The organism is Pseudomonas hunanensis (genome assembly GCF_013393325.1).
Lineage (GTDB): Bacteria > Pseudomonadota > Gammaproteobacteria > Pseudomonadales > Pseudomonadaceae > Aquipseudomonas > Aquipseudomonas putida_P.
This window is the reverse complement of sequence record NZ_QJRC01000064.1, coordinates 1-14,697: the sequence shown is the minus strand read 5'-3', so window position 1 is coordinate 14,697 and position 14,697 is coordinate 1. Positions and strand designations below refer to the sequence as shown.

At 66.8% G+C, this 14,697-nt stretch carries 1 protein-coding gene and 1 pseudogene; both read right to left on the bottom strand.

Annotated elements, in window-relative coordinates:
* A pseudogene (locus DM807_RS02025) lies at positions 1-160 on the bottom strand (channel protein TolC); the annotation flags it as partial.
* A 63-nt stretch (positions 161-223) separates the two neighbouring features.
* The coding region (locus DM807_RS02020) for a BapA/Bap/LapF family large adhesin (RefSeq protein WP_179027008.1) at positions 224-14,697 on the bottom strand (14,474 nt) is incomplete at its 5' end.

Below are 14,697 nucleotides of genomic sequence, written 5' to 3'. Positions count from 1 at the left end.
GGGCGGGCACCGCTTCGGGCGCATCGCGTAACAGCGATGGCCCGATCTGGCGTAGTTGGGGGTCTATGTCATCGGCTGCGTGGGCAACCGGGTGGAAGTCAAGGGCCAGGAGCCCGAAGGCTCCCAGCAACAGCGGTGACAGCGGACTGCTTCGCTTCACATAGTTCCCTTACTGCTGGTCGTCCATGCCGCCGGGCATAGGCTCGGCGGGTTTGCAGCGGCTTCAGACCACATGGATACCGTTCTGTACCCACAGGTGATGGCTTGGATCCTCCTGAGCCGTGTATTGGTTATAGTCGATGCCGTCGACGGTTTGGTTCCCGACCAGCGTCCAGTTGTCCGTCATGTGAACCGAGTCTTTGTCGTCCCCTTTGATGACCAGGGTGTCGGTGCCGGTTTCGGTGATTGCCACCACGTCCGCCAGGTTGAGGGTCAGCGCCACCGAGCTGGTGTCGTTGAGGTCGATGATTTCGATGTCGTGCACCCGCCCGGCCAGGTTGCCCAGGTCGATGCTGGCATCACCGCCGCCCCACAGGAGGGTGTCGGTCCCCGTGCCGCCGTCAACGCTGGCGAAGTTCTGGTCGACCACCACCAGCGTGTCGTCACCCGCACCACCCTGCAGGGTGATGTGGCCACCCTGGCTGCCATCGAGGTGGTCGTTGCCGTCGGTGCCGGCGATCACATCGGTGGCGGCTGCCAGGCTGGCCAGCGCCACGGCTTCGTCACCGCTGTCGGCCAGCAGCGATGTAGTCGTGACCAGGCCGGCGGCATTGTCCAGGTTGATGGTCAGCGTTGCGGTGTCGGTGGTGCCGTTGGGGTGGGTCAGCTCGTAGGTGAAGGTGTCATGCTGGCCGACCGCCGCCGAGGTGAGCCCCGCGTTGAGGGTGTAGGTGTAACTGCCGTCGGCATGCACCAGCAAGGTGCCATAGGTGCCGGCAACGCTCACCCCGTTGTAGCCCGGGATGGTGTAGGTGTTGGCCGCTGTCAGCACGCTCAGCACGGTCAGTGCCGAACCTACGTTGTCGTCGGTCAGCAGGTTACCGGTAGCTGCCGTTGCACCACTGACCACGAACTCGGTCAGGTGCGTGGTGGTGGCGTTCAGGCTGGTGGTGATGGAGCTGAGCAGGCCGATGCCGCCGGCGGTGACACGTACGTGGTAGGTGCCGGCCCCCTGGTTCTGGAAGGTATAGCCGGCGCCGCCACCCAGCAGGCTGATCAGCGAACCACCCGGCACCGACTGCACCAGCACGTACTGGCCGGTGGCCGGGTTGAGCTTGAGCAGTTCGATGGTGGTGCCGTTGAGCAAGCTCAACAGGTTGGTGGAGTTGACCACCACCTGTAGGTTTGCGGTGGTATCGGCGGCCACCGTGGTGGTGTAGGTCGCCTGGCGCGAACCAACCAAGGGCAGGCTCAGCGAACCCAGCGTACTGCTGCTGGTGTCCACCCGGTTGGCCAGGGTGAGGTGGCTGAAGCCGACATCGTTGACCGCGTCGACCACCGTGGCGGGCGCTGCGTAGTTGATGTTGCTCCACACCTCGTTGGCCTGCGGGCTGTCGATACGCACGTACAGGTTGGCGGTATCGGACAGGCCGTTCGGGTGCACCAGTTGGTAGCTGAACACGTCTACCTTGCCGACGCTGTTCGGGCTGCCGTTCGGCGTGTAGGTGTAGCTGCCGTCGGCACTGATCACCAGGGTGCCATACAGGCCCTGCACCGTGGTGGACGTCCCGGCCGAGACGTAGCTGCCGTTCTTCAACACTTGCAGCACGGCGGCGCTGTCCGGGCCACGGGCGTCCACGGCGCCGTCGGTGCCCACATCGGTGATGACGTTGCCCGAGGTGGCAGTGCCGGTGCCGGTGAACTGGGTCAGGCTGGTGGAGGTGATGTCCAGCGAGGTGGTGACGTTGGTGACCAGGCCAATGCCGCCACTGCCGACTGTCAGGCGGTAGTCACCGGCTTGCAGCACGCCGATATCCACCTGCAGGCCAAGCGGCAGCACGATCAGGTCGAGCAGCCCCTGGGTGTTGCCGGTGGCGATGGTCACCCAGGCGCCGCTGGCGTCTTTCACCTGCAGGGTGAAGCTGGAGTTGTTGAGCAGGGCCAGCACGCTGTTGGTGGTCAGTGTCAGGGTCGGGTCGGCCGTGGTACCGGCCGCCACCGTCCAGGTGTAGGTCTTGGTGAAGCCAGACAGCAGCGTGGTGAAGCTGTCGGTGTAGGTCTTGGTGGCGGTGACCGGTGCCAGGTTGACCGTGGCCGTGGCCAGGTTGTCGCTGGCGATGACCGGCGCGTTGGCATCCACATCCGGCGCGGTGACGTTGACGTTGCCCGACACGTTGCCGCGCGGGTCGCTGAGGGTCACCGAGAGGACCTGGCCGTTGTCCTGAGGCGGGCTCAGGGTCACGCTGAAGGTGCCGTTGGCCTGCACCGTTGTGGTTTGCAGCACGGTACCGCTGGCGCTGCGTACGGTCACGGTGGCACCCACTTCGCCTGTACCGGTGAGGGTACTGCCGTCGGCACTGAACAGCAGGTTGCCGGCAGCCGCAGGCGGGGTCAGGTCCGGTGCGGTCAGCCCCGTGCTGGTGGACACGTTGCCGGCGCTGTCGGTGAGGGTGACGCTCAGCGCCTGGTTGTCGATCTGCGCCGCCGTCAGGCTGACCACGAACAGGCCGTTGCTGCCCACCGTCGCGGTTCCCAGCACGGTGCCGGCGCTGTTGCGCACGGTGACCGTGCTGCCGATCTGGCCAGAACCACTGACCGCGGTGCCGTTGGCGTTGATGGTGGCCAGCGGGGCGGCGGGCGGGGTGGTGTCCGGTGCGGTCAAGCTGGTGCTGGCCGACAAATTGCCCGCAGCGTCCGACTGGCGCACTACCAGCAATTGCCCGTCGTTCTGTGGCGACGTCAGCGTAATGCTGAAGGTGCCATTGGCGAGGACCACGCCAGTACCGACCTGACCGCTCGGGCCTTGGACCGTGACGATCGCGCCTGCTTCGCCGTTACCGGTGAGTACGGTACCCGCGCCGTTGATGGTGACGTTGTTCGGCGCGGCAGGTGGCTGCAGGTCGGCGGCGGTGTAGCTGGTACTGCCGGACACATTGCCCGCGGCGTCAGCCTGGCTCACGCCCAGTACCTGGCCGTTGAGTTGCGCGGCGTTCAGGTTGACGGTGAACACGCCTCCGCCATTCACCAGCGCGGTGCCGAGCACGTTGTTGCTGGCGTCGCGCACTGTCACCGTGGCACCGGCTTCACCCGTGCCGGTCAGCACCAGGCCATTGATGGACAAGCCGGTCACCAGCGGATTGGCCGGAGGCGTAATGTCAGTCGCTTGCAGGAAGACCGGCTGCGATTCGCCGCCCAGCAGCGATACTGCCGTCACCGAGATGTGTTGGCCATTGAGCTGTGCCGCATTCAGCGTCAAGGTGAAGGTGCCGCCGAGGTTAGCCACGCCTGAGCCGATCAGGTTGCCTGCGGCATCGTAGACGCGAATGCTTGCGCCGGTAGTTGCACTGCCCGTCAAGGTCAGGCCGTTGCCGCCCAGTATCACGTTGGTAGGTGGCTCCGGTGGCGGGATCAGCGGGGTGACATACGATGCGACCGCAGACGTGTTGATACCGTCGGACTGCGTCACTGTCAGGGTTGCGGCTGAGCCCGGTGTTGGCGAAAGCGCTACTTGGAAGTTGCCAGCGGCATCCACCACGCCCGTCCCAATCACGACGCCGCCGAAACTGACGGTAACTGTGGCATTGGCTTCGCCCTTGCCAGTCAGCACGTTATAGGCGTTGTTGATCGCCAGGTTGGTTACCACGTCGGGTGGCGAGGTGTCATTGGTCTGGTAGGGGACAGCCACCGAAGCATTGCCGGCATCGTCCGTGGATACCACCGTCAGCAGCTGGCCGTTGTTCTGCGCCGGGCTGATCGGCACCGTGAACTGGCCGTTTTCACCGACTTCCACCGTGCCTACGATGTTGTTGTTCGGGCCACGTACCGTGATGGTGGTGCCGGCTTCGGCCGTACCCGTCATCGACGTACCTGCAGGGTTGAGCAGCAGGTTGGTCGGCTGCACGGGTGGCGTCAGGTCTGGCGCAGTCACTGTCAGTGGCGCCGACGGGTTGCCGGTGGCGTCCTGGGCGATGATGGTCAGTGTCTCGCCGTTGATTTGCGGGCGGTTCAGGTCAAGGACGAAGGTGCCGTCCGGGTCGACCGTCACCTGGCCGAGCAGGTCGCCATTGTTGTTGATCACGGTGACGCGGGTGCCGGCTTCAGCGGTACCCACCACTTGTGTGCCGCCGTCGTTGATGGACGCAATCACGGTGGCCGGTGGCGTGGTGTCAACCGCCGTGACCGAACTGATTGGCGAGACGTTGCCGGCGGCATCGGTCAGGGTCACTTGCAGAACCTGGCCATTGAGCTGCGCTGTCGTCAGCTCGACCACGAAGGTGCCATTGGCTGCCACCACGGCGGTACCGATCTGCGTAGTGCCGACGTACACGCGCACCGTGGCGCCCACTTCGCCGACACCACCCAGTTCATCGCCCGCTGCATTGAGCCGCAGCTCGGTTGCCGCGGTAGGCGGCGTAAGGTCCGGCGCCTGCACATTGACCGGCAGGCTGACGTTGCCAGGTGGGTCGGCCTGCAGCACCGACAGTGTCTGATTGTTGATTTGTGCAGGAGACAGTTCGACGTGGAAGCTGCCGTCGGCAAGCACGGTGCCCGTGCCCAGTACGACCCCCGCGGCGTTGCTGACGATCACCGTCGCACCGGCTTCGCCCAGGCCGCTGACCACGCTGCCGTCGGCATTGATCACCACTTGGGTGAGCGGCGCCGGTGGGGTGAAGTCCGGGGTCTGCAGGGTGGCCACTGGCGACACGTTGCCGGCCGCATCGGCCTGGGTGAAGCTGAGCAGCTCGGCGTTGCCCAGCGCAGGGTTCAGCGTGATGGTGAAGTGGCCGCTGGCATCGACGGTGGCACTGCCAATGGCCTCGCCTGCCGGGTTGGTCACGGTTACCAGCGCGCCAGCTTCGCCGCGCCCGGTGAGGGTGACGCCATCACCGGAAACGGCCAGTTCGCTGGGTGCTGTTGGTGGTGTGGTATCGGGGGCGGTAATGGCGCTGGCGGCAGACTGGTTGCCAGCGGCGTCCGTCAGCACCACTTGCACCTGTTGGCCGTTGGCTTGAGGCGAGGTGAAGTTGACCTGGAAGGTACCATCGGCTCGCACCGTGGCATTGCCCAGCACCGTGCCATCGGCGGCGATAACACGCACAGCCGCACCCGCTTCGCCGGTGCCATTGAGCAGGCTGCCACCCCCGGCAAAAGCCAGGTTGCCAGCAGCATCCGGCGCGACGCGGTCAGGGGCTGTCAGGCTGACGCTATTGGACTCGTTGCCGGCCACATCGGCTTGGCTGGCGCTGAGCTGTTCGCCGTTGATCTGCGCAGCACTCAGGTTGACGCTGAAGTTGCCGTTGGCGTCGACCAGGGCGGTACCCAGGTCGATACCGCCTTCGCCAATCACGGTAACGGTCGCGCCTGCCTCACCGTGGCCACTGAGCACCAGGCCGTCGTTGGACAGCACCATGTTGGTCAGTGGTTGCGGCGCCGTGGTGTCCGGCGCCTGCAAGGTAGCCGGCAGCGAAACTGCGCCGTCACTGCCGGTGGCGTTCACTTGCAACACTTCGCCATTGGCCTGGGCACTGCCCAGGTTGACAGTGAAGGTGCCGTCGTTGGCGACCGGGCTGCTGCCCAGCAGTACGCCATTGGGGCCATACACCTTGACCGTGCTACCCGCTGCGGCGGTGCCGGTCACCGACAGACCGTCGGCCGCCAGTACCAGGTTGTCCGGTGTGGCCGGTGCCAGCACGCCCGGCGCGGTGACGCTTTGCGCAGGGGAAGCGTTCTGTGCAGCATCGGTTTGAACCACGCTGAGGCTTTCACCCGTGATCGCGGCCGGCGACAAGGTCACGCTGAAGTGACCGTCCGCCGCGACCGTGGCGTTGCCCAGCACGGTACCGTCCGGTGCCCGTACGGTAACCGTTGCGCCTGCCTCGCCGTTGCCTGTCAGGGTGACGCCATTGGCGGAGACCGCCAGGTTGGTCACGGCTGCTGGTGGCGTGGTATCGGCGGCGGTGTAAGGCGCGGCCGTCGACACGTTGCCGGCGACGTCAGTGGCGGTCACTTGCAGGGTCTGGCCATTGGTCTGGGCGCTGTTCAGGGTGACCTGGAAAGTGCCGTTGCTGCTGGCTAACGCAGTGCCCAGCACATTGCCGCTGGCATCGCGCACGGTCACGGTGCTGCCGGCCTCGGCGTTACCGGTCAGTTGCAGCCCGGTACCGGACAGGGCCAGGGCTGTCGGCGCCGCAGGTGGGGTGAAGTCCGGCGCGGTGACGGCCACGGGGGTGGAGGTGTTGTTGCCCGCGTCGGTCTGGGTGACGCTCAGGTGCTGGGCGTTGAGCTGGGCGCTGTTGAGGGTAAGGGTAAAGCTGCCATTGGCTGCTACCAGGCCGGTGCCGATGATGGTGCCGTCCGGGCCGCGAACGGTGACCGTGGCGCCGGCTTCGCCCAGGCCAGTCAGGGTCAGGCCGTTGTTGTTCAGCGCCACGTTGGTCAGCGGCGCTGGCGGGGTGAGGTCCGGGGTTGGCACGTTGATCGCTGGCGAAGTGTTGCCGGCGGCATCCACTTGCGTAACGCCGATGGGCTGGCCGCTGGTTTGCGGGGTGTCGAAGGTCACCGTGAAGCGACCGTCGGCGCCCACCGTGGCGGTTCCGAGCACGGTGCCGGCGGCGTTGCGAACCTGCACGGTAGCGCCCACTTCACCGCTGCCGGACAGCTGCCGGCCGTCCTGGCTCAACAGCGGGTTACTGATGGCCGTGGGTGGCGTGCGGTCTGGCGTGGCCAGGCTGGCCGGGCCGGACACGTTGCCCGCAGCATCGCTGAGGGTGACTTGCAGCGGGCTGCCGGTGACCTGCGCGCTGGGCAGGGTGACCTGGAACTGGCCGCTCTGGTTGACCGTGCCGGTGGCCAGGATCGCGCCACTGGCATCGCGTACGGTAACGCTGGCACCGGCTTCGCCCTGGCCGCTGAGCACGGTGGCCGCGCTGTTGAGACTAAGGTTGCTGGCCGCCAGCGGTGCTTGCAGGTCGGGTGCCTGTAGGGTGGCCGCGAGCGAAACGTTACCTGCAGCGTCGGCCTGGGTGACGATCAGGTTCTGCCCATTGGCCACAGCTGGCGAGAAACTGATGCTGAACAGGCCGTTGCTGCCGACGGTGGTAGTCCCCAGCAGAGTGCCTTGCGCGTCTGTCACGCGCACGGTTGCGCCCACTTCGCCCTGACCGGTCAGCGTGCTGCCGGTGGCGTTGAGGTTTACCTGGGTCGGTGCGTTCGGTGCCGTGGTGTCGTTGGCCACGATGATGGCTGGCACCGAAGGCAGGCCATCGACGGTAACCTTGGCACTGACCTGCAAGGTCTGGGCATTGAGCTGGGCATTCTGGAAGAACACTCGGAAGGTGCCGTCGCTGCCGACCGTGGCGGTGCCCAGGGTGACGCCCCCGGAGGTCACGGTTATCAGCGAGCCGACCGTGCCCTGGCCGGTCAGCAGGAAGCCGTCGGCGCTGATGGAGAGGGCCGACGGCGTGGCCGCTTCGGTACCGGCCGGGCCAGCCAGCGATACTTCGGGCGATTGGTTGCCGGTAGGGTCGATCACGACCACATCGACCGTTTCGCCTGTCGTCAGCGGTGGGTCGACCTCTACCACGAAGGTGCCGTCCGGCCCCACGGTTGCCGTACCGCGCACGGTGTCATCCGGGTTGCGGATTTCCACTGTGCTGCCAGGCTCGGCGGTGCCGCCGACCGTGCTGCCGTCCGGGCTCACGGTGAGGCCGGTCGCAGGTTCCGGGTTGGTTGTGTCAGGGGCGGTGACAGGGACCGGCGCCGAGCTGTTACCGGCTGCGTCGGTCACCACCACGGTCACGGTCTGGCCATTGTTTTGCGGGGTATTCAGCGGCACGCTGAAACTGCCGTCCGGGTTGACCGCGACGGTGACCACATTGCCGGCCCCATCGCTCACGGTCACCGAGGTGGCGCCAGGTGCGTTACCAGTGACAGCCGTGCCATCGCCGCTGACGGCCACGTCGGTGGGCAGTGCCGGTGGCGTGATGTCCGGTGCATTGATCTGGCCGGGCTGCGATACATTGCCAGCCACATCGGTCAGGGTCACGTTGAGGGCCTGGCCGTCCAGCTGGGCGGGCGACAGTGGCACTGTGAAGCTTCCGCCTACGGGTACCACGATGGTGCCTACCAGCGTGCCATCGGTAAGCCGCACTTCAACCGTGGCGCCTGCTTCACCGGTACCCTGGATGGCATTGCCGCCTGGGGTGATGGTGAGCCCGGCCGGTGCGTTTGGCGCCGTGCTGTCGTCAGCGGTGAAACTGGCCGACGGCGAGGCATTGCCGCCGCCATCGATCAGCACCACGGACAGTACTTCGCCGTTGGTCTGGGCGGGGCTAAGCGGCACTTCGAATGTGCCGCCTGCACCCACCTGGATGGTACCCAGCAAATCGCCTGCAGCGTTGCGTACCTCTACGGTGCTGCCAGCTTCGCCTTGGCCGCTGAGCAGTGTGCCGGTAGGGTCAAGGCCCAGGCCTTGCGCCGGCAGTGGCGCCTCGAGGTCAGGCGCGGTAACGGTGCCCGCGAGTGAGCCGTTGCCCGTATTGTCCGCTTGAGTGACAGACAGCGTCTGGCCGTTGAGCTGCGGCGGGTCGATTGTCACCTGGAAGGTGCCATCGGGCTGGACCGTTGCGGTGCCCAGTACTGCGCCGCCAGTGCCGGTTACGGTCACCTGTGCACCTGGCTCGCCGCTGCCGCTCAGGCTGCTGCCGTCGCTAGCCAGGATCAGGCCGGTGGGTATATCGGGAGCCTGCGTATCCGGTGCCGCCAAGTCGACCGCCGCCGAAAGGTTGCCGGCTGCGTCGCGTTGCTCCACGGTCAGTGCCTGGCCGTTGGTCTGCGGCGTGTCGAGGGTGATTTCGAACGCGCCACCAGCGCCGACCAGCGTGCTGCCCAGTACGCTGCCATCTGGCCCGCGCACGGTAACGGTGGCGCCCGGTTCGCCGTTGCCGGTGACCGTGGTGCCGGTGCCGTCGATGGCAGGGCTGGTGACCACTTGCGGTGGGGTTGAGTCCGGTGCGGTGAAGTTCACCGGCCCGGCGCTATTGCCCTGGGTGTCGGTGGCTTCGACAGTCAGGCTTTCGCCATTGCGCTGTGCTGCATTGAGGGTGACGTCGAAGCGGCCGTCGCCGCCCACGGTGGCGGTGCCGAGCACGTTGCCGTTGGCGTCGCGCACGGTGACGATGGAGCCGCTTTGACCTTGGCCGGTGAGGTGAAGGCCAGCGGTATCGATGGCCAGCCCCGAGGGTTGCAGCGGGCCATCGGTGTCGGGCGCGACGATGGTGGCGGTCGAGCTGTTGCCGGCAGCGTCGCGCAGTACCACGTCCAGCTCCTGGCCGTCGGTCTGCGGCGGGGTCAGGACCACGCTGATCACGCCATCGGCACCGACCTGGGCGTTGCCCAGCACGGTACCGTCGGCGCTGATGACCTGCACGGTGGTGCCCGGTTCGCCACGGCCGGTGAGCAGGCCGCCATCGGCGCTCAGTTGCAGGTCGCTGGCCTCATTGGGCGGGGTGATGTCGGGGGCGGTGATCGGGGTAGGCAGCGAACTGTTGCCAGCGCCATCGACCGCCACGACAGCCAGAGCCTCGCCGTTGGCCTGGGCTGGGGTCAGGCCGATGGTGAAACTGCCATCCGGGCCGGCCTGGACGCTGCCCAGCACATTGCCCTGCGCGTCACGCACCTGCACCTGCGTACCTGCCGGTGCGGTACCGGAAACGCTGGAGCCATCAGCGGCCACCACCACGTCGCTCGGGCTTTCGGGCCGCGGTGTATCGGTAACGATCACACTGACACCCACCGAGATATTGCCGGCGGCATCGGTTTGCACCAGGACGATGGTTTGGCCTGCGGTCAGTGGTACATCCAGATCGACCACGAAGGTACCGTTTGGCCCGACAATCCCGCTACCAAGGGCGGCGCCCTGCGTATCCCGTACCTCCACCGTGGCACCGGGTTCGCCACGGCCAGACACGGTTAGGCTGCCATCACCTGCCACCACCTCGGTGACGATCGTCGGTGCGGTAATGTCCGGGGCCACGTAGCTTAGCGGCACCGAGGTGTTGCCTGCTGCGTCGGTTACGGTGATGGACAGGGTTTCGCCATTGGCCTGTGGCGGGTCGAGGGTCAGGCTGAAACTGCCATCCGGTGCGACGATGACGCTGCCGATCAGGTTGCCCGAGGCATCTTTCACCTCCACCCTTGCGCCCCCTTCGGCAATGCCGGCGAGGCTGTCGCCATTGGTCAGCACCAGGCCGGTCGGTTGCAGTGGTGCTACCTGGTCTGGCGCTGTCAGCGGGCTGGGCGTGGAGACGTTGCCGGCGGCATCGGTCAGGGTCACCTGCAGGGCCGAGCCATCCACCACTGGGGTTGGCAGTTGCACGTTGAAGCTGCCATCGGGCTGAACGGTGCCGCTTGCCAGCACTTGGCCCTGATCGTTGCGCACTTCTACAGTGGCACCCACTTCGCCACGGCCGGAGACCGTGCGGCCATCGTTGCTGATGGCCAAGTCGGTGGCCGGCGCCGGTGGCGTGGTGTCGCCGCCATTGTCCACGATCGGCGCGGTGATTGTGCCGGCCGTGGAGGCATTGCCTGCGGTGTCGGTGGCGGTCACTTGCAATTGTTCGCCCGCCACTTGTGGCGGTGTGAGGCCGATGTTGAAGGCGCCACTGGCCCCCACCACGACGCTGCCCAGCACAGTAGTGCCATCGGCGGCCAACACACGCACGGTGCTGCCGGCTTCTGCGCGGCCGCTGACGACGGTACCGTCGCCATTGATTGCCAGGTCGCTCGGCGCTACAGGTGGCGTGATGTCGGGTGCGGTGACCTGCACCGGCAGCGACGAGGTGCCGTTGTTGTCGATGGCCACGACGTCCAGCAACTCGCCATTGGCCTGGGCCGGCGTGAGCACCACGGTGAAGGTGCCCTCGGCACCGACCACGATGCTGCCAACCAGCGTGCCGTTGGCGTCGTGCACTTCCACGCGGCTGCCAGCCGGGGCAGCGCCGCTGATGCTGCCGCCGTCAGCGGCCACCACCAGTTCACTTGGGCTGGTCGGCGTGACCACCAGTGGCACGTCGTAGGTCAGGGCCTGGGAAGCGTTGCCGCTCGGGTCGGTCTGCACCAGGCTCAGGCGTTCACCCGGCAGCGCTGCCGGGTCGAGGCCAATCAGGAAGGTGCCGTTCGCAGTCACGGTGCCGCTACCGATCAGCGTGCCATTGGCATCGCGTATCTCCACGCTGGCACCGGCTTCGCCGCGACCACTCAGGGTCAGGCCGTCGGCACCGACCACGATGTTGCTGACCACGGCGGGCGCGGTGATGTCCGGGGCGTCGAACTGCAGTGGGGAAGAAACGTTGCCAGCGGCATCGACCAGGCGGACGTCGAGCACTTCGCCATTGGCTTGGGCCGGCGACAGGGTGACGCTGAAGCTGCCATTCTCGTTGACCAGGCCGGTACCGAGCAGGTTGCCCGAGGCATCGCGTACCTGCACGGTCGCGCCTGGCTCGCCGCTGCCGCTCAGGGTCACACCGTCGGCCAAGGCCAGGCCGGTCGGCTGGGCCGGGGCCTGCAGGTCTGGGGTAACCACCGTAGCCGGTGTGGAGGCATTGCCAGCGGCGTCGGTCAGCACCACTTGCAGGGTGCTGCCATCCTTCACCGGTGGGTTGAGGGTGATCTGGAAGGTGCCGTCGGGGTTAACCGTGCCGCTGGCCAGTACAGTGCCCTGGGCATCGCGCACTTGCACGCTGGCACCGGCCTCGCCACGGCCATTGAGCTGGGCGCCGGCCAGCCCGACTACCAGGTTGGTGGCGGCATCTGGTGGCGTGGTATCGCCACCGTCGATGTCCGGCGCGGTGATGTTGCCGGCGGTGGAGGCATTGCCGGCTGCGTCGGTGGCGGTGACTTGCAGCTCTTCACCATTCACCTGTGGTGGGTCGAGGGTGATACTGAAACTGCCGGTGGCGCCCACCACCACGCTACCCAGCACAGTGGTGCCATCGGCGGCCAGCACGCGCACGGTGCTGCCCACTTCGGCGCGGCCGGTGACCATGCTGCCGTTGGCACTGATCACCAGTTCGCTCGGGGTAACCGGTGGGGTGATGTCTGGCGCGGTGACTTGCACAGGCAGCGACGAAGCGCCGCTGCCGTCGATGGCCACCACATCCAGCAGCTCGCCGTTGGCCTGTGCCGGGTTGAGGATGACGGTGAAGGTGCCACCAGCACCCACCACCACACTGCCGACCAGCGTGCCGTTGGCATCGTGTACTTCCACCCGGCTGCCCACCGGCGCTGTACCGGTGATGCTGCTGCCGTTCGCAGCCACAACCAGGTCGCCTGGGCTGGCTGGCGCGGTGGTTACCGGCACTTCATATTGCAGGGCCACGGAGGCGTTGCCGCTGGCATCGGTCTGCACCAGGCTCAACTGAGCGCCCGGCTGCGCGGCGGGGTCGAGGTCGATCAGGAAGGTGCCGTTGGCACCAACGGTGGCGGTACCGATGACAGTGCCGTTGGCGTCACGTACTTGTACGGTGGCACCGGCCTCGCCACGGCCACTGAGCACCAGGCCATCGGCGCCGACCACGATATTGCTGACGGCGGCTGGCGGGGTAATGTCCGGTGCGGTGAACGCCAGCGGCGTCGAGCTGTTGCCAGCGGCGTCCACCACGCGAATGTCCAGTGCTTCACCATTGGCCTGGGCCGGGAACAAGGTGACGGTGAAAGTGCCGTCCTCGTTGACCAGGCCAGTGCCGATCAGGCTGCCGGCGGCATTGCGCACCTGCACGGTGGCGCCGGGCTCGCCACGGCCGGTGAAGGTGACACCATCGGCCAGGGCCAACTCGGTTGGCTGCGCCGGGGCCTGCAGGTCTGGCGCGGCGACAGCGCCGGGTTGCGAGACATTACCGGCAGCGTCGGTCAGGGTGACTTGCAGGGTACTGCCGTCGGTGATGGCTGGGCTCAACGTGATGGCGAAATTGCCATCCGGGTTGACCGTGCCCGTGGCCACTACGGTGCCAGCGCCATCGCGCACCTGAACGCTGGCACCGGCTTCGCCACGACCGCTCAGCTGGTTGCCGGCAGCGTTGATCACCAGGTTGGTCGGGGCATCCGGTGGGGTGGTGTCGCCGCCGTCGATATCTGGCGCGGTAAGGCTGCCAGCGGTGGAAGCATTGCCCGCCGCATCGGTAGCAGTGACTTGCAGCACCTCGCCGTTTACCTGTGGCGGGTCGAGGGTGATGCTGAAGCTGCCGGTAGCGCCAACGACCACGCTACCCAGCACGGTGGTGCCGTCGGCGGCCAGCACGCGTACGGTGCTGCCCGGCTCGGCGCGGCCAGTGACCACGCTGCCGTCGGCATTGATCACCAGTTCGCTCGGGGTAACCGGTGGGGTGATGTCTGGCGCGGTGACTTGCACCGGCAGCGACGCAGCGCCGTTGCCATCGATGGCCAGCACATCCAGCAGTTCGCCATTGGACTGGGCTGGGGCGAGGGTGACGGTGAAGCTGCCATCGGGGCCCGCTATCACACTGCCAATCAGCGTGCCGTTGGCATCATGCACTTCCACACGGCTGCCGGCAGGTGCCGTACCGCTGATACTGCTGCCGTCCTCGGCGAACACCAGGTCGGTGGGGCTGGCAGGTGCAGTGGTGACCGGCACTTCGAACTGCAGTGGCGCAGAGGCATTGCCGCTTGGGTCGGTCTGTACCAGGCTCAGTTGCTCGCCAGGCTGCACGGCGGGTGAAAGGTCGACGAGGAAAGTGCCATTGGCCGTGACCACGCCGCTGCCGAGCAAGGTGCCATTGGCATCGCGCACCTCCACGGTGGCGCCTGCTTCGCCGCGACCACTCAGGGCCAGGCCGTCACCGCCGACCACGATATTGCTGACGATCGCTGGCGGGGTGATGTCCGGCGCATCGAATTGCAGCGGGGCCGAGGTGTTGCCGGCGGCATCCACCAGGCGTACGTCGAGCGCTTCGCCGTTGGCTTGAGCAGGCGACAGGGTGAGGCTGAACAGGCCGTCAGCACCGACGATACCCGTGCCGATGACCGTACCTGCAGCATCGCGCACTTGCACAGTGGCGCCCGGCTCGCCGCGACCGGTGAAGGTCACGCCGTCGGCCAGGGCCAAGTCTGTCGGTTGTGTGGGCGGCAGCAGGTCGGCTGAGGTGACCGAGCCCGGTTGGGAAACGTTACCAGCAGCATCGGTCAAGGTGACTTGCAGGGTACTGCCGTCGTTCACCACGGGGCTCAGGGCTACCACGAACGTGCCATCCGGGCCGACAGTGCCGGTGGCCAGTAGATTACCTGCCGCATCGCGGACCTGCACGGTGGTGCCGGCTTCGCCGCGACCACTGAGTTGGCTGCCGGCCAGGCCGATCACCAGGTTGGTTGGGGCATCTGGTGGCGTGGTATCACCGCCGTCGATGTCCGGCGCGGTGACCGAACTGGCCACAGAGGTGTTACCAGCGGCATCGGTGGCGGTCGCTTGCAGCACTTCGCCGTCTACTTGTGGCGGAGTCAGGTTGATGCTGAACACGCCGGTCGGGC